15 protein-coding genes and 3 rRNA genes are annotated in these 22,695 nt (G+C 70.0%); 15 read left to right on the forward strand and 3 right to left on the reverse strand.

Annotated features, from left to right (window positions below; genetic code table 11):
* Positions 1–26: 26 nt before the first annotated feature.
* From ACWY4P_RS41835 to ACWY4P_RS41855, 5 genes are all read left to right on the forward strand, one after another.
* Positions 27–1,554 (forward strand): 16S ribosomal RNA (locus ACWY4P_RS41835).
* Between the two features lie 285 nt (positions 1,555–1,839).
* Positions 1,840–4,961: ribosomal RNA gene (locus ACWY4P_RS41840) — 23S ribosomal RNA — on the forward strand.
* Between the two features lie 127 nt (positions 4,962–5,088).
* Positions 5,089–5,205: ribosomal RNA gene (rrf, locus tag ACWY4P_RS41845) — 5S ribosomal RNA — on the forward strand.
* The 16S, 23S and 5S rRNA genes sit together here, the layout of an rRNA operon.
* A gap of 288 nt (positions 5,206–5,493) precedes the next feature.
* Entirely contained in the window at positions 5,494–6,477 is a 984-nt protein-coding gene (locus ACWY4P_RS41850) for a hypothetical protein (RefSeq protein ID WP_456213374.1), read from the forward strand.
* On the forward strand, positions 6,456–7,289 hold the full coding sequence (locus ACWY4P_RS41855) for a tetratricopeptide repeat protein (RefSeq protein WP_456213233.1): 834 nt from the start codon (positions 6,456–6,458) through the stop codon (positions 7,287–7,289). Before ACWY4P_RS41850 ends, ACWY4P_RS41855 begins: the two co-directional genes overlap by 22 nt.
* Positions 7,290–7,400: 111 nt before the next feature.
* Here the strand turns inward: ACWY4P_RS41855 and ACWY4P_RS41860 are convergent, their stop codons facing one another.
* The gene (locus ACWY4P_RS41860) at positions 7,401–8,732 is read right to left on the reverse strand and encodes a DUF1015 family protein (protein ID WP_456206041.1); all 1,332 of its coding nucleotides are present in this window, start codon (positions 8,730–8,732) and stop codon (positions 7,401–7,403) included.
* Between the two features lie 78 nt (positions 8,733–8,810).
* On the opposite strand from ACWY4P_RS41860, the gene ACWY4P_RS41865 reads away from it, so the two are divergent.
* From ACWY4P_RS41865 to ACWY4P_RS41880, 4 genes are all read left to right on the forward strand, one after another.
* The gene (locus ACWY4P_RS41865; RefSeq protein ID WP_456206043.1) at positions 8,811–9,866 is read left to right on the forward strand and encodes an HAD-IIA family hydrolase; all 1,056 of its coding nucleotides are present in this window, start codon (positions 8,811–8,813) and stop codon (positions 9,864–9,866) included.
* 110 nt (positions 9,867–9,976) lie between these two features.
* Complete coding sequence (locus ACWY4P_RS41870; protein ID WP_456206045.1) at positions 9,977–11,026, forward strand: FecCD family ABC transporter permease; 1,050 nt, start codon at positions 9,977–9,979, stop codon at positions 11,024–11,026.
* Positions 11,023–12,108 (forward strand): FecCD family ABC transporter permease, encoded by a 1,086-nt coding sequence (locus ACWY4P_RS41875; protein WP_456206047.1) that lies wholly within the window; start codon positions 11,023–11,025, stop codon positions 12,106–12,108. Before ACWY4P_RS41870 ends, ACWY4P_RS41875 begins: the two co-directional genes overlap by 4 nt.
* Before the next feature lie 113 nt (positions 12,109–12,221).
* Positions 12,222–13,166, forward strand: a complete 945-nt coding sequence (locus ACWY4P_RS41880) for an ABC transporter ATP-binding protein (protein ID WP_456213234.1) — start codon at positions 12,222–12,224, stop codon at positions 13,164–13,166.
* On the opposite strand, the gene ACWY4P_RS41885 is transcribed toward ACWY4P_RS41880, so the two are convergent.
* Positions 13,114–13,461 carry a sterol-binding protein gene (locus tag ACWY4P_RS41885; RefSeq protein ID WP_456206049.1) on the reverse strand — a complete coding sequence of 116 codons (348 nt, stop codon included), beginning with the start codon at positions 13,459–13,461 and terminating at the stop codon, positions 13,114–13,116. The genes ACWY4P_RS41880 and ACWY4P_RS41885 overlap by 53 nt on opposite strands.
* Positions 13,462–13,526: 65 nt before the next feature.
* On the opposite strand from ACWY4P_RS41885, the gene ACWY4P_RS41890 reads away from it, so the two are divergent.
* From ACWY4P_RS41890 to ACWY4P_RS41915, 6 genes are all read left to right on the forward strand, one after another.
* Positions 13,527–13,904: a hypothetical protein gene (locus tag ACWY4P_RS41890; protein ID WP_456206051.1), complete on the forward strand. Its 378-nt coding sequence runs from the start codon at positions 13,527–13,529 to the stop codon at positions 13,902–13,904.
* A gap of 46 nt (positions 13,905–13,950) precedes the next feature.
* Positions 13,951–14,829 (forward strand): TlyA family RNA methyltransferase, encoded by an 879-nt coding sequence (locus ACWY4P_RS41895; protein ID WP_456213235.1) that lies wholly within the window; start codon positions 13,951–13,953, stop codon positions 14,827–14,829.
* Positions 14,826–15,755, forward strand: coding sequence for an NAD kinase (locus tag ACWY4P_RS41900; protein WP_456206053.1), 930 nt, complete (start codon positions 14,826–14,828; stop codon positions 15,753–15,755). The genes ACWY4P_RS41895 and ACWY4P_RS41900 overlap by 4 nt, the downstream gene beginning before the upstream one ends.
* 207 nt (positions 15,756–15,962) lie before the next feature.
* Positions 15,963–17,714, forward strand: coding sequence for a DNA repair protein RecN (recN, locus tag ACWY4P_RS41905; RefSeq protein WP_456213236.1), 1,752 nt, complete (start codon positions 15,963–15,965; stop codon positions 17,712–17,714).
* 397 nt (positions 17,715–18,111) lie between these two features.
* A complete protein-coding gene (locus ACWY4P_RS41910; protein WP_456206055.1) occupies positions 18,112–19,263 on the forward strand; it encodes a glycosyltransferase family 4 protein in 1,152 nt (383 codons plus the stop codon).
* Between the two features lie 174 nt (positions 19,264–19,437).
* A complete protein-coding gene (locus ACWY4P_RS41915; RefSeq protein WP_456206057.1) occupies positions 19,438–20,622 on the forward strand; it encodes a glycoside hydrolase family 64 protein in 1,185 nt (394 codons plus the stop codon).
* Positions 20,623–20,709: 87 nt separating this feature from the next.
* Here ACWY4P_RS41915 and ACWY4P_RS41920 read toward each other — a convergent pair whose 3' ends face one another.
* The gene (locus ACWY4P_RS41920) at positions 20,710–22,476 is read right to left on the reverse strand and encodes a glycoside hydrolase family 15 protein (RefSeq protein ID WP_456213237.1); all 1,767 of its coding nucleotides are present in this window, start codon (positions 22,474–22,476) and stop codon (positions 20,710–20,712) included.
* Between the last annotated feature and the right edge of the window lie 219 nt (positions 22,477–22,695).

A 22,695-nucleotide genomic window follows, 5' to 3' on the forward strand; every position in this document is an offset into this window, starting at 1 on the left:
GGTGTTGCCGGGATAGCCCGGAAGCATTCACGGAGAGTTTGATCCTGGCTCAGGACGAACGCTGGCGGCGTGCTTAACACATGCAAGTCGAACGATGAACCGGCTTCGGCTGGGGATTAGTGGCGAACGGGTGAGTAACACGTGGGCAATCTGCCCTGCACTCTGGGACAAGCCCTGGAAACGGGGTCTAATACCGGATATTACCTGGTGAGGCATCTTACTGGGTGGAAAGCTCCGGCGGTGCAGGATGAGCCCGCGGCCTATCAGCTTGTTGGTGGGGTGATGGCCTACCAAGGCGACGACGGGTAGCCGGCCTGAGAGGGCGACCGGCCACACTGGGACTGAGACACGGCCCAGACTCCTACGGGAGGCAGCAGTGGGGAATATTGCACAATGGGCGAAAGCCTGATGCAGCGACGCCGCGTGAGGGATGACGGCCTTCGGGTTGTAAACCTCTTTCAGCAGGGAAGAAGCGAAAGTGACGGTACCTGCAGAAGAAGCGCCGGCTAACTACGTGCCAGCAGCCGCGGTAATACGTAGGGCGCAAGCGTTGTCCGGAATTATTGGGCGTAAAGAGCTCGTAGGCGGCTTGTCACGTCGGATGTGAAAGCCCGGGGCTTAACCCCGGGTCTGCATTCGATACGGGCAGGCTAGAGTTCGGTAGGGGAGATCGGAATTCCTGGTGTAGCGGTGAAATGCGCAGATATCAGGAGGAACACCGGTGGCGAAGGCGGATCTCTGGGCCGATACTGACGCTGAGGAGCGAAAGCGTGGGGAGCGAACAGGATTAGATACCCTGGTAGTCCACGCCGTAAACGTTGGGAACTAGGTGTGGGCGACATTCCACGTTGTCCGCGCCGCAGCTAACGCATTAAGTTCCCCGCCTGGGGAGTACGGCCGCAAGGCTAAAACTCAAAGGAATTGACGGGGGCCCGCACAAGCGGCGGAGCATGTGGCTTAATTCGACGCAACGCGAAGAACCTTACCAAGGCTTGACATACGCCGGAAACATCCAGAGATGGGTGCCCCCTTGTGGTCGGTGTACAGGTGGTGCATGGCTGTCGTCAGCTCGTGTCGTGAGATGTTGGGTTAAGTCCCGCAACGAGCGCAACCCTTGTTCTGTGTTGCCAGCATGCCTTTCGGGGTGATGGGGACTCACAGGAGACTGCCGGGGTCAACTCGGAGGAAGGTGGGGACGACGTCAAGTCATCATGCCCCTTATGTCTTGGGCTGCACACGTGCTACAATGGCCGGTACAATGAGCTGCGATACCGTGAGGTGGAGCGAATCTCAAAAAGCCGGTCTCAGTTCGGATTGGGGTCTGCAACTCGACCCCATGAAGTCGGAGTCGCTAGTAATCGCAGATCAGCATTGCTGCGGTGAATACGTTCCCGGGCCTTGTACACACCGCCCGTCACGTCACGAAAGTCGGTAACACCCGAAGCCGGTGGCCCAACCCCTTGTGGGAGGGAGTCGTCGAAGGTGGGACTGGCGATTGGGACGAAGTCGTAACAAGGTAGCCGTACCGGAAGGTGCGGCTGGATCACCTCCTTTCTAAGGAGCACATAGCCGACTGCGAGCGCATGACTCGCACGGTTGCTCATGGGTGGAACGTTGACTACTCGGCAGGATCAAATGATCCGCTGTCTCTAGTACTGCTTCGGCGTGGAACGGGATACGGAGACGTTGAGTCTGCCGGGCACGCTGTTGGGTGTCTGAGGGCACGGGCGAGAGCCTGCTTCCTCATTGACGCCGGTCCCGGTGAACCATCCCGATTGTGGGTGGGTGACGGGTGGCTGGTCGTTGCTTGAGAACTGCACAGTGGACGCGAGCATCTGTGGCCAAGTTTTTAAGGGCGCACGGTGGATGCCTTGGCACCAGGAACCGATGAAGGACGTGGGAGGCCGCGATAGGCCCCGGGGAGCTGTCAACCGAGCTTTGATCCGGGGGTGTCCGAATGGGGAAACCCGGCAGTCGTCATGGGCTGTCACCCATACCTGAACACATAGGGTATGTGGAGGGAACGCGGGGAAGTGAAACATCTCAGTACCCGCAGGAAGAGAAAACAACCGTGATTCCGGGAGTAGTGGCGAGCGAAACCGGATGAGGCTAAACCGTATGTGTGTGATACCCGGCAGGGGTTGCGCATACGGGGTTGTGGGAGTGTGCTTGATCAGTCTGCCGGCTGGTCGGAGAGTCAGAAACCGTTGTGATAGGCGAAGGGCATGCGAAAGGCCCGGCGTAGAGGGTAAGACCCCCGTAGCTGAAATCATGACGGCTCTCTTGTGTATTTCCCAAGTAGCACGGGGCTCGAGAAATCCCGTGTGAATCTGGCGGGACCACCCGCTAAGCCTAAATATTCCCTGGTGACCGATAGCGGATAGTACCGTGAGGGAATGGTGAAAAGTACCGCGGGAGCGGAGTGAAATAGTACCTGAAACCGTGTGCCTACAAGCCGTGGGAGCGTCGCGCAAGGACTTTGTTCTTGCGTCGTGACTGCGTGCCTTTTGAAGAATGAGCCTGCGAGTTTGCGGTGTGTTGCGAGGTTAACCCGTGTGGGGTAGCCGTAGCGAAAGCGAGTCCGAATAGGGCGGTTGAGTAGCGCGCCCAAGACCCGAAGCGGAGTGATCTAGCCATGGGCAGGTTGAAGCGGAGGTAAGACTTCGTGGAGGACCGAACCCACCAGGGTTGAAAACCTGGGGGATGACCTGTGGTTAGGGGTGAAAGGCCAATCAAACTCCGTGATAGCTGGTTCTCCCCGAAATGCATTTAGGTGCAGCGTCGTGTGTTTCTTGCCGGAGGTAGAGCACTGGATAGGCGATGGGCCCTACCGGGTTACTGACCTTAGCCAAACTCCGAATGCCGGTAAGTGAGAGCGCGGCAGTGAGACTGTGGGGGATAAGCTCCATGGTCGAGAGGGAAACAGCCCAGAGCATCGACTAAGGCCCCTAAGCGTGCGCTAAGTGGGAAAGGATGTGGAGTCGCAGAGACAACCAGGAGGTTGGCTTAGAAGCAGCCATCCTTGAAAGAGTGCGTAATAGCTCACTGGTCAAGTGATTCCGCGCCGACAATGTAGCGGGGCTCAAGCGTACCGCCGAAGTCGTGTCATTGCAGCATGTACCCCTAACGGGGGCTGTGATGGGTAGGGGAGCGTCGTGTGCCGGGTGAAGCAGCCGCGGAAGCGAGTTGTGGACGGTTCACGAGTGAGAATGCAGGCATGAGTAGCGATTCACACGTGGGAAACGTGTGCGCCGATTGACTAAGGGTTCCTGGGTCAAGCTGATCTGCCCAGGGTAAGTCGGGACCTAAGGCGAGGCCGACAGGCGTAGTCGATGGACAACCGGTTGATATTCCGGTACCCGCTTTGAAGCGCCAGCGCTGAACCAGGCGATGCTAAGTCCGTGAAGCCGCCCTGGATCCTTCGGGTGAAGGGGAGTGGTGGAGCCGACGGACCAGACCTGTATTAGGTGAGTGATGGGGTGACGCAGGAAGGTAGTCCAGCCCGGGCGGTGGTTGTCCCGGGGTAAGGGTGTAGCCCGAGGGGTAGGTAAATCCGTCCCTCATAAGGGGTGAGACCTGATGCCGAGCCGATTGTGGTGAAGTGGATGATCCTATGCTGTCGAGAAAAGCCTCTAGCGAGTTTCATGGCGGCCCGTACCCTAAACCGACTCAGGTGGTCAGGTAGAGAATACCGAGGCGTTCGGGTGAACTATGGTTAAGGAACTCGGCAAAATGCCCCCGTAACTTCGGGAGAAGGGGGGCCATTGCTGGTGATGAGCTTTGCGCTCGGAGCTGGTGGTGGCCGCAGAGACCAGCGAGAAGCGACTGTTTACTAAAAACACAGGTCCGTGCGAAGCCGTAAGGCGATGTATACGGACTGACGCCTGCCCGGTGCTGGAACGTTAAGGGGACCGGTTAGTCACATTTCGGTGTGGCGAAGCTGAGAACTTAAGCGCCAGTAAACGGCGGTGGTAACTATAACCATCCTAAGGTAGCGAAATTCCTTGTCGGGTAAGTTCCGACCTGCACGAATGGCGTAACGACTTCTCGACTGTCTCAACCATAGGCCCGGTGAAATTGCATTACGAGTAAAGATGCTCGTTTCGCGCAGCAGGACGGAAAGACCCCGGGACCTTTACTATAGCTTGATATTGGTGTTCGGTTCGGCTTGTGTAGGATAGGTGGGAGACTGTGAAGCTGTGACGCCAGTCATGGTGGAGTCATTGTTGAAATACCACTCTGGTCGTGCTGGATGTCTAACCTGGGTCCGTGATCCGGATCAGGGACAGTGTCTGGTGGGTAGTTTAACTGGGGCGGTTGCCTCCTAAAGAGTAACGGAGGCGCCCAAAGGTTCCCTCAGCCTGGTTGGCAATCAGGTGTTGAGTGTAAGTGCACAAGGGAGCTTGACTGTGAGACCGACGGGTCGAGCAGGGACGAAAGTCGGGACTAGTGATCCGGCGGTGGCTTGTGGAAGCGCCGTCGCTCAACGGATAAAAGGTACCCCGGGGATAACAGGCTGATCTTCCCCAAGAGTCCATATCGACGGGATGGTTTGGCACCTCGATGTCGGCTCGTCGCATCCTGGGGCTGGAGTCGGTCCCAAGGGTTGGGCTGTTCGCCCATTAAAGCGGTACGCGAGCTGGGTTTAGAACGTCGTGAGACAGTTCGGTCCCTATCCGCTGTGCGCGTAGGAGTCTTGAGAAGGGCTGTCCCTAGTACGAGAGGACCGGGACGGACGAACCTCTGGTGTGCCAGTTGTCCTGCCAAGGGCATGGCTGGTTGGCTACGTTCGGGAGGGATAACCGCTGAAAGCATCTAAGCGGGAAGCCTGCTTCGAGATGAGGGCTCCCACCCACTTGATGGGGTAAGGCTCCCAGTAGACGACTGGGTTGATAGGCCAGATATGGAAGCCGGGTGACCGGTGGAGTTGACTGGTACTAATAGGCCGAGGGCTTGTCCTCAGTTGCTCGCGTCCACTGTGTGGTTCCCGGGTTGCGAACAGTCGCACCGGTTGAGCCGCACTTAACTGAACAGTGTGCTTGTTCGCTGCCCTGTCCAATTCCCGCCTTGCGGGGTGGGCAATAGGGTTTCGGTGGTCATTGCGTTAGGGAAACGCCCGGTTACATTCCGAACCCGGAAGCTAAGCCTTTCAGCGCCGATGGTACTGCAGGGGGGACCCTGTGGGAGAGTAGGACGCCGCCGAACAATCTTTGGAGGACCCCTGGTCCCAGCGTTCATGCTGGGACCAGGGGTCCTTTTGTTTTCCGCTGAAACGCGTTGGCAAGTCCGATGCGCGAGAATGGCTGCAGTACCTCAAGACAGGAGTCACGTCGATGTCCACCAACTCCCCCGACGATCGGCCGGACCGGGAGCCGCGGCGCCGGGACGGCGGTGACCGGCGCGACTCCCGTGAGTCCGGACCGCGACGCGACGGTGACCGTGGCGGGTTCCGGGGAGGGCGGGACGACCGCCCCTACCGTCCCCGTCGGGACGATGACCGGCGCGATGACCGGCCCTCGTACCGTCGCGATGACGACCGCAGCGGCGGTCGCCGCGATGACGGGCCCCGTGGGCCGCGACGCGACGACGACCGTGGGGGACGGCCCGGCGGGTATGCGCGTCGTGACGACCGCGGCGGGCGGCCCGGCGGTGGGTCCGACCGCCGGGATGACCGCACCCATGGGCCTCGGCGTGACGACCGTGGCGGAGGCTTCCGCCAGGGTGGGCCCCGGCGCGATGACGATCGTGGTGGGTTCCGTCGTGACGATCGTCGCGATGATCGGCCTTCGTTCCGGCGTGATGATGATCGTGGTGGGTTCCGCCGTGACGATCGCCGTGACGAGCGGCCGCGTGGGCCCCGGCGTGATGACGATCGTGGTGGGTTCCGCCGTGATGACCGTCGCGATGATCGGCCTTCGTACCGTCGCGATGACGATCGTGGTGGGTTCCGCCGTGACGATCGTCGCGATGATCGGCCTTCGTTCCGGCGTGATGACGATCGTGGTGGGTTCCGTCGTGATGACCGCCGTGACGAGCGGCCGCGTGGGCCCCGGCGTGATGACGATCGTGGTGGGTTCCGCCGTGACGATCGCCGTGACGAGCGGCCGCGCGGGCCCCGTCGCGACGACCGGGACGGTGGCGGCCGTGCCGGTGGGTACGAGCGTCGTGATGACCGGCCCTCGTACCGGCGTGAGGAGGATCGTGGTGGGTTCCGTCGCGACGACCGCCGTGACGAGCGGCCGCGCGCCCCGCGCCGGGACGACCGCGACGGCGGTTTCCGGGGCCGTGACGACCGCCGTGACGACCGTGGGCCGCGCCGCCCGTATGCCGGGCAGGGCCGTGGGCGTGACGAGCGCCCCGGTGGAGGCGGTTACAAGCGCCGGGACGACCGGTCCGGCGGCTACGGCCGCCGGGACGAGCGAGCCCGCGACCGTGACCGCGAGCCGGTCAAGCGGCTGCCGATCCCCGAGGACGTGACCGGGGAGGAGATCGACAAGAGCGTGCGGCAGGAGCTCATGAGCCTGCCGAAGACGCTCGCCGACGACGTGGCGAAGAACCTCGTCATGGTCGCCAAGCTGCTGGACGACGAGCCCGAGCGGGCGTACGAGTACTCGCGCGTTGCGCTGCGGCTCGCCTCCCGCGTCGCGGCCGTGCGCGAGGCGGCGGGCTTCGCCTCGTACGCCGTCGCGAAGTACGCGGAGGCGCTGGCGGAGTTCCGCGCGGCGCGGCGGATGACCGGCACCGCCGACCTGTGGCCTGTGATGGCCGACTGTGAGCGCGGCATGGGCAGGCCGGAACGGGCGCTGGCCATGGCTGGTGAGCCCGAGGTGCAGAAGCTGGACCGGGCCGGGCAGGTCGAGATGCGGCTGGTCGCGGCGGGTGCCCGGCGCGACATGGGGCAGGCCGACGCCGCTGTGGTGACGCTTCAGAGCCCGGAGCTGGCCTCCCACTCCATACAGCCGTGGACCGCGCGGCTGCGCTACGCGTACGCCGACGCGTTGCTGGCCGTCGGGCGTGAGGACGAGGCGCGGGAGTGGTTCGCGAAGGCCCTGGAGGCGGATCAGGGCGGGACCACGGATGCGTCCGACCGGCTCGCGGAGCTGGACGGCGTGGAGTTCGTGGACGCGCTCGCCCCCGAGGAGCCCGAGCACGAGTCGGAGGTCGAGGACGAGCCTGTGGGCGAGCCCGACGCCTCCGCCGAGGCCGACCGTCCTCAGGACGAAGACGAAGCTGACGAGGACGAGGACGAGGACGAGGACGACGAGGACGCCGAGGCCGACGGCCGCTGACGGCGGCCGAGAGCGGCACCGGAGCAGAGACAGCGAGAGACAGTGAGGGCGGAACCCCGGGCCCAGGGGTTCCGCCCTTTCTCGTCAGCCGTGCCAGCCGTGCCAGCCGTGTCAGCCGAGCGCGAGACTCCGCAGGACCAGGCCCGACGCCGGCTTCGGCCCGAAGGAGGTCGACTTGTGCGGCATGGGGATCCCCTGTCGGGCCAGGTCGTGGACGACCCCCTCCCGTACCGGGTGCATCAGCACCGCCGTACCGCCGTGCCGCTCCGCCTGCTCCACGGCCGCCGCCGCGTCATGGATGTAGCCGATGTGGCCGGGGGTGTCCGGGACCTTCCAGATGTGTTGGAGCAGCAGGGAGTGCAGGACCGTCGCGTCGAGGGTGCGCCATGCCTCCGGCCGGTCGGCGGGGATGGTGCGGGCCAGGAGCGCCGGATCGGGGCGGTCCAGGAGGAGGAAGCCGCCGTGCCCGGCGAGGAGGAAGGCGTTTCCGGCCCCCGGCTCGTCGGCGGCCTTCGCGAGCGTGGCCAGTGCCTGCTGGAGCGGGCCGTCGACCGGCCGTACGCGGAAGGCGGCGCCCTCGGAGCCGGGCGAGCCGGGCGTGCGATACGCGCCCGGGGCGCCCAGGGCGGCCAGCGCTTCGGTCGGCGACAGCTGGTGCAGCAGCCGGTGGATGGCCCTGACCCGCAGCGGGTAGCGGGCGGTGTCGACGAGCAGGACCAGGCCGAAGTCCCAGGGGCCGGGCTCCGTTCGCTCCTCGCGCAGCCGCAGATAGGTGGCCCAGCGGTGGTGCCCGTCGGCGATGAGGGCCTGCCGTTGGCGGAGGTCGGCGGCGATCTGGGCAAGGTCGGCGGGGTCGGTCACCCGCCACAGGTGGTGGCTGAAGCCGTCCTCGGTGGGCGTGGAGAGCAACGGGCGGCCCTGGACGGTGCGTTCGACGACGGCGGCCGCGCCGGTCACCGAGCCGTCGCTGCGGTAGGCGAGGAGCAGCGGCTCCAGGTTGGCGTCGGTGGCGCGCATCAGATCGGCGCGGTCCTCGACGATGTGCGGCATGACCTCCTCGTGCGGGAGGACCACGCCCTCCTCGTGCGGGCTCAGCCGCAGGGCGCCGATGATCCCCCGCTGGAGCACATGGCCGTCGCGCTGCTCGTAGACGTAGAGCGCGGGCTCGGGGTCGGGGACGAGTATCCCGTCGGCCTGCCAGCGGCGCAGCGTCTCGGCGGCCTGCCGGTGGCGGTCGGCGGGGGTGCCGGCCTGCGGGAGGATGAGGCGGACGATGTTGTACGGGTCCGCCGTCTCCAGCGCGCGCAGACCGTCGGGCCGCACCACGACGTCGTACGGCGGGGAGGTCACGGCGGCCAGGCTGCCGACCCGCTCCGCGACGTAGCGCAATCCCCGGAACGGGGCGAGCTGCAGACCCTGCCCGACAGGTCCTGGAGTGCTCATCAGTGAATGCTATGCCGTCCGGCGTGATGGGCGATGATCGGGGGACAGGTGCACACAAATACGAGGAGCGTGTCCCCGATGAATCCCCCCGTGACCCAGAACGTCCGGTCCCGGCCAGCGGTCAGCGAGCGGCCGCTGAGTGCGGCGTACGACACCGCCCTGCTGGATCTCGACGGGGTGGTGTACGCGGGGGGCGAGGCCATCGAGTACGCCGTGGGGTCGCTGGGCGCCGCGCGGGACGGCGGGATGCGGCTGGCCTATGTGACCAACAACGCGCTGCGCACGCCGGAGGCGGTGGCGGAGCATCTGACCCGGCTCGGGGTGCCCGCGAAGCCCGAGGACGTGATCACCTCGGCGCAGGCGGTGGCCCGGCTGATCGCCGAGCAGGTTCCGGCCGGGGCCCGGGTGCTGGTGATCGGTGGTGAGGGGTTGCGGGTGGCGCTGCGCGAGCGGGGCCTGGTGCCGGTGGATTCGACGGATGACGACCCGGCGGCGCTGGTCCAGGGGTACGGCGGGCCGGAGCTGCCCTGGGGGCGGCTGGCGGAGGCCGGGTACGCGGTGGCGCGGGGCGTGCCGTGGTACGCCTCCAACGCGGATCTGACGATTCCGAGTGGCCGGGGCATCGCGCCGGGCAATGGCGCGGCGGTGGAGGTCGTACGCATCGTCACGGGCCGCTCTCCGCAGGTCGCCGGGAAGCCGCTGCCCCCGATGCACCGGGAGACGATCCTGCGGACCGGCGCGGAGCGGCCGCTGGTGGTCGGGGACCGGCTGGACACCGACATCGAGGGCGCGTACGCGGGGGGCGTCGACTCGCTGCTGGTCCTGACCGGGGTGACCGCCCCCGCGCAGCTGCTGGCGGCCGAGCCCAAGCACCGGCCGACGTATGTGGACCGCGACCTGAGGGGCCTTCTGGCGCCTCAGCCGGCGGTGGAGCCCGCGGGGTCAGGGGACGACGACGGCTTTCGGTGCGGGGGCTGGCTGGCCCGGGTGCGCCAGGGCGCGCTGGTGCTGGAGGGGGACGGCGGCGATCCGATGGACGGGCTGCGGGCGCTGTGCGCGGCGGCGTGGACGGAGGCCGGGGACGGGGCGTGCGCGGCGGACGCGGGGAAGGCGCTGGCGCGGCTGGGGCTGTGACGACCTCCTCGGGGCCGCGGGGCGGCTGGCCCCCTCCCGGGGCGCGGCAAGATAGGTTAGGTTAACCTAACCTCAATGGTGATCGGCCTTGCTGCGAGGTGGAGTTCCGCGTGACCCTGCTCAGTCCGGCGAGAGCCGGGACCGAAACAGCGACCGCGCCACCCGGGCGGCGCGCCGCGCGCCGCGCGGCAGGGCTCGCCGCCTCCCTCGGGGTCCTGCTGGTGGTCGTGGCGGCCAGCGTCGCGATCGGCGCCAAGCCGATCCCGCTGGGGGAGGTGTGGCACGGGCTGTTCCACTACAGCGGCAGCGACACCGATGTGGTGGTCCGGGATGTGCGGGTGCCGCGCACGGTGCTCGGGCTGCTGGTGGGCGTCGCGCTGGGGCTCGCGGGCGCGGTGATCCAGGCGCTCACCCGCAATCCGCTGGCCGACCCGGGACTGCTCGGGCTGAACGCGGGCGCGTCCGCCGCCGTCGTCTCGGCCATCAGCTTTCTCGGTGTCACCTCCCTGACCGGCTACGTGTGGTTCGCCTTCCTCGGCACCGCCATCGCGTCCGTGCTCGTCTACGCGCTCGGCGGCAGCCGGGGGGCCACGCCGGTGCGGCTGGCGCTCGCCGGAACGGCCGTATACGCCGCGCTTTACGGCTACGTCAACGCCGTTGAGCTGCTGGACACGGCCGCCCTGGACAAGATGCGCTTCTGGACGGTGGGTTCGCTCGCCTCCGCGAACATGACGGTCGTCAAGCAGGTCGCGCCGTTCATCGTCGTCGGCACGGTCCTGGCCCTGGCGCTCGGCCGGGCGCTGAACGCCGTGGCGCTCGGCGACGACACGGCGCGCGCCCTCGGCGCCCACCTCACCCGCACCCGCGTGCTCGCCATGGCGGCCGTCACCCTGCTGTGCGGGGCCGCGACGGCCGCCTGCGGGCCGATCGCCTTCGTCGGCTTGATGGTCCCGCATCTCGTACGGGCGCTCACCGGGCCCGATCTGCGCTGGATCCTGCCGTACGCCGCGGTGCTCTCGCCGGTGCTGCTGCTGGGCGCCGACGTGATCGGCCGGGTCGTGTCCCGGCCCTCGGAGCTTCAGGCCGGCGTCGTCACCACGCTCATCGGCGGGCCTGTCTTCATCTACCTCGTCCGGCGCCGAAGGATGGCCCAACTGTGAACGCGAGCGCGAGCAAGGTCAGGAACCGCGGCGGAAGCGCGCCCAGGGCGCGCGGGGCCACGCTGCGGGCCCGGGGCGGGCTCTCGGTCCGGGTGGACGTTCGCGCGGCGCTGGTGGGGCTGCTGCTGGCCGCCGTGGCGCTGGCCATGGGCGTGGTGCTGATCGGCACCGGCGACTTCTCGATCGCGCCCGGCGATGTCGTCAGGACCCTGTTCGGCGGCGGCACCCCCGTCGAGCACTTCATCGTCAACGACCTGCGGCTGCCGCGGGTCCTGGTCGGGCTGCTCGTCGGCGCGGCCCTCGGCCTGGCGGGCGCGCTCTTCCAAAGCGTGTCCCGCAATCCACTGGGCAGCCCCGACGTGGTCGGCTTCGGGCAGGGGTCGGCGGCCGGGGCACTCACGGTCATCGTGCTGTTCGGGGGCGACCCGAACGAGGTCGCGGCCGGGGCCGTCACCGGCGGCCTGCTGACCGGGCTTGGCGTCTACGCGCTGGCCTGGCGGCAGGGCGTGCACGGCTACCGGCTGGTGCTGGTGGGTATCGGCGCGTCCTCGACGCTCACGGCGGTTAACGGCTATCTGCTCACCCAGGCCCATCAGGAGGACGCGGCACGCGCCATGGTGTGGCTGACCGGCTCGTTGAACGGGCGGGACTGGGCGCAGGTCTGGCCGCTGGCCTGCGCGTGCGCGGTGCTGGTGCCGGTGGTGCTCGGGCACGCCCGGGGCCTGCGGATGCTGGAGATGGGCGACGACAGCGCGTACGCCCTCGGGGTGCGGGTCGAGCGGACGCGGCTGGTGCTGGTCCTCTCGGCCGTCGTGCTGACCGCGGTCGCCACCTCCGCCGCCGGGCCCGTGGCGTTCGTCGCGCTCGTCGCGCCACAGCTGGCCCGCAGGCTCACCCGCGCGGCCGGGCCCAATCTGGTGCCCGCGGCCCTGATGGGCGCGGCCCTGCTGATCACCGCCGACTGGGCCGCGCAGCAGCTCTTCGGAGCGGACCAACTGCCGGTGGGGGTGGTCACCGGGGTGCTGGGCGGCTGCTATCTGCTGGGGCTGCTGATCACCGAGCGCCGGGCGGGGCGGATATGACGAGGGGCGGGACGGACATGACGAGGGGCGGTGCGGGCCGCGTGGACGGTACGGACGGCATTGACGGGAAGGGCGGCAAGGGTGGCAAGGGTGGCAAGGGTGGCAAGAGCGGTATGAGTGGCATGGTCGGTACAGACGGTACGGGCGGTATGGGCAAGGGCGCCCGTTCGCAGCGGCTCACCGCCGAAGGACTCACCCTCGCCTACGATCGGCGCACGGTGGCCGAGGGCCTGAGCGTGGCCATCCCCGACCACTCCTTCACCGTGATCGTCGGGCCCAACGCCTGCGGCAAGTCCACCCTGCTGCGGGCCCTGTCCCGGATGCTCAAGCCGACCGCCGGATCGGTGCTGCTGGACGGCCAGGCGATCGGCTCACTGCCCGCCAAGAAGGTCGCCCGCACCCTCGGGCTGCTGCCGCAGTCCTCGATCGCGCCGGACGGCATCACCGTCGCGGACCTGGTCGCGCGCGGCCGCTATCCGCACCAGGGGCTGCTGCGGCAGTGGTCGGAGACGGACGAGCGGATTGTCGGCGAGTCGATGGCGGCGACCGGTGTGGCCGAGCTCGCGGATCGCTATGTCGACGAATTGTCCGGTGGTCAGCGGCAGCGGGTGTGGATCGCCATGGCCATCGCCCAGCAGACCCCGCTGCTGCTCCTCGACGAGCCGACCACCTACCTGGACATCCAGCACCAGATCGATGTGCTCGACCTGTGCGCCCAGCTCCACGAGGAGCAGGGCCGCACCCTCGTCGCCGTGCTCCACGACCTCAACCACGCCGCCCGCTACGCCACCCACCTGATCGCGATGCGCGGCGGGGAGGTCGTCGCCGAGGGCGCGCCCGGGGAGGTGGTGACGGCCGAGCTGGTGGAGCGGGTCTTCGGGCTGCGCTGCCAGGTGATCGACGACCCCGAGACCGGCACCCCGCTGGTGGTGCCCGCCGCCCGGCGGCCCCGTACGCAGGCGGCCGCGGCGCCCGCGGCGGCGGCAGCGACGGAGATGGCCGCGGCTACAGCAGCTTCCGCAGCCGCAGCAGATCGCGGAAGCCGGCCTCCAGCTTGACCCGGCCGCTGCCCCAGGCGCGGGCGAAGTGCAGCTCGCCGGCGACCAGGGCCACCAGGTCGTCGCCGGACATCGTCAGCCGGATCTCGGCACGCTCGGCGGGCGGGCCCGGCACGGCCGTCACGTCCTCTATGCGGCCTTCGGTGAGACGTCCGAAGAAGGTGATGTCGAGGTCGGTGATACGGCAGCTCACCGAGCGATCGAGCGCGGCGGCGCTGCGGAGGTCCCCGTTCGCGCCCGCCAGGTTCTCCGCCAGCTTGTCGAGTGCGCTGCGGCACTCCTCCTTGGTCGCCATCGCGACAGACGGTACCCCAGGTCCCGTACGTCGGAGAATGTGCGGTTCGCGGTAGCGTCGAGACCATGAGTGAGCCGATCGAGGGTGCGCGGCCCGAGCCGGAGCCGGGTCCCGGGGTGGAAGCCGCCGGGGCGACGGCGCCGGAGCCCATGCCGGAGCCGGCGGCGGGGCCGTCTTCGAAGCCCTCTTCGGAGCTGTCCTCGGAGCCGTCTTCGGAGTTGGCGCGCCCGGCGGATCCCGCGCCGCTCGGCGTCACCCGTACGCCCACCGGCGTCGCCGAGATCGACGCGCAGCTGGACCGGCTGGCCGACGCCGACCACCTCGCCGCGAGCGGCCACCTGGAGGTGTACGAGGATGTGCACCGGGGCCTGCGCGACGCGCTGACCGCCCTGGACCGGCGGCCCGGCCCGCCGGCCCCCGCACCGCCCGCCCCCGCCCCGTAAGGCGCCCCCGCCCCGTAAGACGACAGGAGCTGAACCACCCGTGGCTGTGACCCGCCCACGACGCGTACGACTCGACGTGGAACTGGTGCGCCGTGAGCTGGCCCGCTCGCGCGAGCACGCCAGCCAGCTGATCGCCGCGGGCCGGGTGACCGTCGGCGGGCAGACCGCGACCAAGCCCGCCACACAGGTGGAGACCAGCGCGGCGCTCGTGGTCAGCGAGGACGACAGCGACCCGGGCTACGTCTCCCGCGGTGGGCACAAGCTCGCGGGCGCGCTGCTCGCCTTCAGCGAGGAGTACCGCGAGGAGTACCGCCAAAGGACAGGCGCGGCTGCTGCCGGGGGCGGCTCGGGAGGCGGCGGTCTGAAGGTCGCCGGACGGCGCGCCCTGGACGCGGGCGCGTCCACCGGAGGCTTCACCGACGTTCTGCTGCGCGCCGGCGCCGCCCATGTCCTCGCCGTCGACGTCGGATACGGACAACTCGCGTGGTCTTTGCAGAGCGATGAACGCGTCACCGTCATGGACCGTACGAATGTACGTGAATTGACGCTCGAGCAGATCGGCGGTAACCCCGTGGACCTGGTCGTCGGTGACCTGTCCTTCATCCCGCTGGGGCTGGTGCTGCCCGCCCTGGTGCGCTGCGCCGCGCCCGAGGCCGACCTGGTGCTGATGGTCAAGCCCCAGTTCGAGGTCGGCAAGGAGCGGCTGGGCAGCGGCGGGGTGGTCCGCAGCGCTCAGCTGCGCGCCGAGACCGTCCGTACGGTCGCGGAGCAGGCGGCGGGGCTGGGGCTGGGAGTCCTGGGGGTCACCGCGAGCCCGTTGCCCGGCCCGTCGGGCAACGTCGAGTACTTTCTGTGGATGCGCGCCGGGGCGCCGGCACTTGACCCGGCCGATGTCGACCGTGCAGTGGCGGAGGGGCCCAGTTGACCACTTCAGAAGCTTCAGCAGCAGCCTCGGCAGCAGCGGAGCGCACCGTATTCCTGCTGGCACACACCGGCCGCCCGGCGGCCATCCGCAGCGCCGAGCTCGTCGTCCAGGGCCTGGTGCGCTGCGGCATCGGGGTGCGGGTGCTGGCGGCGGAGGCCGCCGACCTGCCGCTGCCGACCGCGGTCGAGCTGGTCGAGGCGGGCCCGGACGTCCTGGACGGCTGTGAGCTGCTGATCGTCCTCGGCGGTGACGGCACGCTGCTGCGCGGAGCCGAGTTCTCGCGGATCTCCGGGGTGCCGATGCTCGGCGTCAACCTGGGCCGGGTCGGGTTCCTCGCCGAGGCCGAGCGGGACGACCTGGACAAGGTCGTGGACCGGGTCGTGACCCGCAGCTACGAGGTCGAGGAGCGGATGACCATCGATGTGCTGGTCCGCACCGACGGGCAGATCGTGCACACCGACTGGGCGCTGAACGAGGCGTCGGTCGAGAAGGCCGCGCGCGAACGCCTCCTGGAGGTCGTCACCGAGGTCGACGGCCGCCCCGTCTCCCGCTTCGGCGGCGACGGCGTCGTCTGCGCGACCCCGACCGGCTCGACGGCCTACGCCTTCTCGGCCGGCGGCCCGGTGGTGTGGCCCGAGGTCGAGGCGCTGCTGATGGTCCCCATCAGCGCGCACGCCCTCTTCGCCAAGCCCCTGGTCACCTCGCCGCGCTCGGTGCTCGCCGTGGAGGTGCAGCCGCAGACCCCGCACGGGGTGCTGTGGTGCGACGGGCGGCGCACCGTCGAACTGCCCGCGGGCGCGCGGGTGGAGGTGCGGCGGGGCGCGGTGCCGGTGCGGCTGGCGAGGCTGCACCACGCGTCGTTCACGGACCGGCTGGTGGCGAAGTTCGCCCTCCCGGTCGCGGGCTGGCGCGGCGCGCCGCACTAGACCCTGTCCGGGCGGGGCTCGGCCGACCGACCGCGGTGGGCACTTGTGCCCCGGCTGCCGCAGTGCGGCGGCCCGGTGCCGGGCTCGGGCCGGGCCGCCCCGGTGACCGCGGACCGGGCCCGGGCGGAGCACCGGGTGTGGGAAGGAGCGGGGGTAGGACGAACGCCGGAGGGGGAGCCCCGTCGCATCACGCCCGTGAAACCTCGTATGGTCGTGGTCGTGCTGGAGGAGATGCGGATACGTGCGCTGGGCGTCATCGACGACGCTGTCGTCGAACTGTCGCCCGGCTTCACCGCGGTGACCGGTGAGACCGGAGCGGGCAAGACCATGGTCGTCACCAGTCTCGGCCTGCTGCTGGGCGGGCGGGCCGACGCGGCCCTGGTGCGGATCGGCGCCAAGGCGGCGGTCGTCGAGGGCCGGATCACCGTCGATGCCCGGTCGGCGGTGGCAGTCCGGGCCGAGGAGGCGGGCGCCGAACTCGATGACGGAGCGCTGCTGATCAGCCGCACGATCTCCGCCGAAGGCCGTTCGCGCGCCCATGTGGGCGGCCGCTCGGTGCCCGTGGGGCTGCTGGGCGAGCTGGCGGACGACTTGGTGGCCGTGCACGGCCAGACCGACCAGCAGGGGCTGCTGCGCCCGGCCCGGCAGCGGCAGGCCCTGGACCGGTACGCGGGAGCCGCGGTCGCCGGGCCGCTGGAGAAGTACGGGGCCGCCTACCGGCGGCTGCGCGCGGTCGCCGCCGAGCTGGACGAGCTGACCACCCGGGCGCGGGAGCGGGCGCAGGAGGCCGATCTGCTGCGCTTCGGCCTCGAGGAGATCGCCGCGGCCGAGCCGCTGCCGGGGGAGGATACCGAGCTCGCCGCGGAGGCGGAGCGCCTCGGCCACGCCGAGGCCCTCGCCTCCGCCGCCACCGCCGCGCACACCGCCCTGGCCGGGCACCCGGAGGACCCCGAGGGCGTGGACGCGGGCGCCTTGGCCGCGGGCGCGCACCGGGCGCTGGAGGGCGTCCGCTCCCACGACCCGGCGCTCGCCGCGCTCGCCGACCGGATCGCCGAGGTCGGTATCCTGCTGACCGACGTGGCCGGGGAGCTCGCGGGCTACGCGGACGACCTGGACGCCGACCCGCTGCGGCTGGCGGCCGTCGAGGAGCGCCGGGCCGCGCTGGCCCATCTGACCCGCAAGTACGGCCAGGACATCACGGACGTGCTGGCCTGGGCGGAGGAGGGCGCCGCGCGGCTGGCCGAGCTGGACGGCGACGACGACCGCATCGGCGAGCTGACCGCCGAGCGCGACGCGCTCCGCGCCGAGCTGGGCGAGCTCGCGCAGGCGCTCACCGACGCCCGTACGGAGGCGGCGACGCGCTTCGCCGGCGCGGTCACCGCGGAGCTGGCCTCGCTCGCGATGCCGCACGCCCGGGTGACCTTCGCGATCAGCCAGAGCGAGGCCGCGGAGGAGACGGCTGGCATCGAGGTGGGCGGCCGTGCGGTGCTGTTCGGGCCGCACGGAGCCGACGAGGTCGAGCTGCTGCTCGCCCCCCACCCGGGCGCCCCGCCCCGCCCGATCGCCAAGGGCGCCTCGGGCGGTGAGCTGTCCCGGGTGATGCTCGCGGTGGAGGTGGTCTTCGCGGGCTCCGACCCCGTGCCGACCTATCTCTTCGACGAGGTGGACCAGGGCGTCGGCGGCAAGGCGGCGGTCGAGGTCGGCCGGCGCCTGGCCAAGCTCGCCCGGACCGCGCAGGTCGTGGTCGTCACCCACCTGCCCCAGGTCGCGGCCTTCGCCGACCGGCACTTGGTGGTGGAGAAGACCAACGACGGGGCGGTTACGCGCAGCGGTGTGAAGGCGATGGAGGGCGAGGACCGCGTGCGGGAGCTGTCGCGCATGCTGGCGGGCCAGGAGGACTCCGAACTCGCCCGCGCCCACGCGGAGGAGCTCCTGGAGACGGCCCGGGCGACGCGCTGACCGAGCGGGACGCCCGCCGGCCGCGCGGGTCCGCTCGCTGACCGTGCTGACCGTGCTGACCGTGCGGGCGACCTGTCAGCAGGGTCGGCAGGGCCGGCCGGGGTGCTCCCGGTCGCCGGGCCTTCGCGGCGGGGCCGCGAGGGCGGTCCGGCCGTCGGCGATGCCCTCCGTGCGGGTGAACCCACGGACGTACGGGCGAGCCAACGGCGGGCCCGGGGCGGGGCCGTGGCGCCGAGCGCGGCTCGAAGACTGGCATCCTGGGCGGAGTGCACCCGCATCGCCCCACCAGGGCCCCTGCGTCGGAAGCCCCGTCGTTCGCCCGCAGGGCGGGCGGGACTTCCGGCACAGGCCCCTGGGACCCCCGTCCGAACGCCGTCCTCCCAGGAGCCCCTCCCGCGTGAGCAGCACCGTCAGCAGCACCGTGAGCAGCACACCGGCCCCGCCGCACGGAAACCCGCGGGGGCAGCCGCCCCTGCACGCCCTCCAAGTGCTCGGCGGCGGCAGTTCCGGCAGCGGGGTGCATGTCCGGTCGCTGACGGCCGGGTTGGTGGCGCGCGGGCTGCGGGTGACCGTGTGCGGGCCGTGGCGGGCGGAGCGGGGGTACGGATTCACGCAGGCGGGCGCGTGGTTCGCCGGACTGGACGCCCGTACGAACGCGGGGGCCGTCGCGACGCTGCGCACGGCCGGCGCCGGGGCGGGGCTGGTGCACGCGCACGGACTGCGGTCCGGGCTGCTGGCGGTGCTGGCGCTGCACGGCCGGGGCGTGCCGCTGATCGTCACCTGGCACACCAAGCCGCACGCCGAGGGCGCGCGGGCCCAGGCCGTACGCTTCATGGAGCGCAGGGTGGCGCGTCACGCCGCGATCGTGCTGGGCGCGTCGTCGGACCTGGTGGACCGGGCTCGCGCGCGGGGGGCTCGCGACGCCCGGCTCGCGCCGGTCGCGGTGCCCGCGCCGAGCTCCACGCGGCCCAGGGAGGACGGGTGGCGGCAGAAGGTGCGGGCCGAACTGGGCGCCGTGGAGCGGCCGTTGCTGCTCGCCGTGGGCCGGCTGGTGATGGACCGGGGCTTCGGGCCGCTGCTGGACGCGGCCCGGGTGTGGCGCGCGCTGGACCCCCAGCCGCTGTTGGCGGTCGCGGGGGAGGGGCCGGACCGGGCCGTGCTCCAGCGCAGGATCGACGCGGAGGGGCTGCCGGTGCGGCTGCTCGGCCGCCGGGACGATGTGCCCTCGTTGCTGGCGGCCGCCGATGTCGCGGTGCTGTCCAGCCGGTGGGAGGCGCGGTCGCTGCTGGCGCAGGAGGCGCTGCACGCGGGCGTGCCGCTGGTGGCCACGGCGGTCGGCGGGGTGCCGGAGCTGGTGGGGGAGGCGGCCGAACTCGTGCCGTACGGGGTGCCGGAGGACCTGGCGGGCGCGGTGATCCGGCTGCTCGCGGATCCGGTGCGCCGGGTGGAGCTGGCCGCGGCGGGGCGGGCGCGGACCGCGGGCTGGCCGACGGAGGACGACACGGTCGCCCATGTCCTCAGCATCTACGACGAATTGGTACAAACCTAATTGGTACAGACCTAATTCGGGTCTGAGGCGCCGAAGTGCTTGACGCATGGGGCTGCTGATGGGCAGGGTGCAGGGCAAGGAGCGGGAGAGCGCTCTCACGGCGACGGTTCCCGTCACCCCCCACTGCCCCTCCATATCCCGGCAAACCCCCCACGAAGCCGAGGAGTACATGTCATGAGCAGGACAAAGAGCGGGACGATCAGCCGCAGGAAGCTGCTCGGCGGCCTCGCCGCCGCCGCTGCCGCCGCCGGTTCGGGCCTCACCCTCACGGGCGGCCGGGCCGACGGGGCGGAGCGCGCCGCCACGATGCCGCTCACGGTCGTCAACAAGACCGGTCAGTTCGGCAATTCGTCGATATGGATCTACATCGTCGGCAACGAGGGTGGCCGGCAGGTCCGGGTCGCCCCGGACGGCAGGGTCGCGCCCATCGCGCTCTCCGACAACGGACCCGACGGCTGGACGGACTACGCCATCCCGCTCGCCGCGAGCGGGGAGACCAAACTGACCCTGCCCAACATGTCCGGCCGGATCTATGTCGCGCTCGGCTCCAAGCTCAAGTTCAAGGCGGTCACCGACGGCGCGGGCAACGCGGCTCTGCAGTACCCGGCGGGCTGGGTGTCCAGTGATCCCAACTACGACGTCCTGCACGACTGCGCGGAGTTCACCTTCAACTCCGCCGGGATGTTCTGCAACACCACCATGGTCGACATGTTCAGCGTGCCGCTGTCGATCCGCCTCACCGGGGCCAAGGACCAGACCACCGGCACTCTCAAGAGCGGCGCCCGCGCCAAGGTCTTCTCCGACCTCGCCGCGGTCGACGCCTTCGCGCCCCTGGTCCTCGGCGACAAGCTGAGGGTCATCGCCCCCGGACACGGCCTCGACGCGGGGCTGTTCGCCAAGGACTACCTGGCCGCCTACATCGACGAGGTCTGGGCCGCCTACGCCGCGAAGGACCTGAAGGTCACCACCAACGCGGGCACCTTCACCGGCCGGGTGAGCGGCGGGCGGCTGTCCTTCACCGGCCCCGCCTCCGTGGCCTTCAACATCCCCTCCACCAGGGACGTGCTCTTCTGCGACGGCGCGCTGGCCGCGCCCAACGACGGGACGACGGGGCCGGTCGCGGCCATCCTCGGCGCGGGCCTCAACCGCACCACCCTGCACAACACGCCCGCCCAGCCGACCACCGACCCGTCCGCCTTCTACACCCCACAGGTCACCAACCACTACGCCAAGGCCATGCACACGGCGACCGCCGACGGCAAGGCGTACGGCTTCGCCTTCGACGACGTCGCCGACTTCGCGTCGTACATCCAGGACACCGCGCCGACGGGCGCCACGCTCACCCTGACCCCGTTCTGAGACCTCACAGGGCGTCACAGGGGCCCGGGCCACATGCACGCATGCGGCCCGGGCCCCTGTGACGCCATGCTCGGGGACGCGCCGGGCCTACCCTCCGTACGCCCCGGACGCGGTCAGCCGCAGCGCCGTGTCGATCAGCGGCACATGGCTGAAGGCCTGCGGGAAGTTGCCCACCTGCCGCTGGAGCCGCGGGTCCCACTCCTCCGCCAGCAGCCCCAGGTCGTTGCGGAGCGAGAGCAGCTTCTCGAAGAGCTTGCGCGCCTCGTCGACCCGGCCGATCATCGCCAGGTCGTCGGCGAGCCAGAAGGAGCAGGCCAGGAAGGCCCCTTCGTCGCCTTCGAGGCCGTCCACGCCCGCGTCCTCGCCGGCTGTCGGGTAGCGCAGCACAAAGCCGTCCGAGGTGGACAGCTCCCGCTGGATGGCCTCGATGGTCCCGATGACCCGCTTGTCGTCCGGCGGCAGAAAGCCCATCTGCGGGATCAGCAGCAGGGAGGCGTCCAGCTCCCGGGAGCCGTAGGACTGGGTGAAGGTGTTGCGCTCGGGGTCGTAGCCCTTCTCGCACACATCCCGGTGGATCTCGTCGCGCAGCTCGCGCCAGCGCTCCAACGGCCCGTCCACGTCGCCCGCTTCGATGAGCTTGACGGTGCGGTCCACCGCGACCCAGGCCATCACCTTGGAGTGCACGAAGTGCCGGCGCGGCCCGCGCACCTCCCAGATGCCCTCGTCCGGCTCGTACCAGTGCTCCTCGAGGTAGCGGATCAGCTTCAGCTGGAGCACGCTCGCGTAGTCGTTACGGGCCAGGCCGGTCATATGCGCCAGGTGCAGCGCCTCGGTGACCTCTCCGTAGACGTCCAGCTGGAGCTGGCCGGCCGCGCCGTTGCCGACCCGGACCGGCTGGGAGCCCTCGTAGCCGGGGAGCCAGGACAGCTCGGCCTCGCCCAGCTCGCGCTCACCCGCGATGCCGTACATGATCTGCAGGTTCTCCGGGTCGCCCGCGACCGCGCGCAGCAGCCACTCGCGCCAGGCGCGCGCCTCCTCGCGGTAGCCGGTGCGCAGCAGTGAGGACAGGGTGATCGCCGCGTCCCGCAGCCAGGTGTAGCGGTAGTCCCAATTCCGGACGCCGCCGATCTCCTCGGGCAGAGAGGTGGTGGGCGCGGCGACGATGCCGCCGGTGGGGGCGTAGGTGAGCGCCTTCAGCGTGATCAGCGAGCGGACCACCGCGTCCCGGTAGGGGCCGTGGTACGTGCACTGCTCGACCCACTCGCGCCAGAAGACCTCGGTCGCCTCCAGGGCGCCCTCCGGGTCCGGCAGCGCGGGCGGCTCCTTATGCGAGGGCTGCCAGCTGATGGTGAAGGCGATCCGGTCGCCGGGGGCGACGGTGAAGTCCGAATAGGTGGTCAGGTCCTTGCCGTAGGTGTCGGTCTCGGTGTCCAGCCACACCGAGTCGGGTCCGGCGACGGCGACCGTCCGCGCGTCGATCTTGTGCACCCACGGCACGACCCAGCCGTACGAGAAGCGCATCCGCAGGGCCGAGCGCATCGGCACCCGGCCGCTCACGCCCTCGACGATCCGTACCAGCTGCGGGGCCCCGTCGCGGGGCGGCATGAAGTCGATCACGCGGACCGTGCCGCGCGGGGTGTCCCATTCCGACTCCAGGACCAGCGAGTCCCCTCGGTAGCGGCGGCGGTCGGCGGCCGGAGGAGGAGTGCTGCCCGCGGCCTGCGCGGGCCCCAGGCGCCAGAAGCCGTGCTCCTCAGTGCCCAGCAGCCCGGCGAAGACGGCATGCGAATCGAAGCGCGGCAGACAAAGCCAGTCGACCGTGCCGTCTCTGCAGACCAGGGCGGCGGTCTGCATATCACCGATCAGTGCGTAGTCCTCGATACGCCCGGCCACGTACTATCCCCATTCGAACGGCCGTGGTGCCCCGGAAGGCCATTCTCCACGGTCTTGGAAGTTCTCGACGAGCGCTTGTTCCGAGGGCGTGGTGGTCCCTTGCCGGTCGGCTCGCAGCATTGCGTCCGAGCAGGATACGACGGAGAACAGTGATCCGCTTGAGGCGTCCCACATCGTGGC

Source organism: Streptomyces sp. LZ34, from assembly GCF_053890475.1.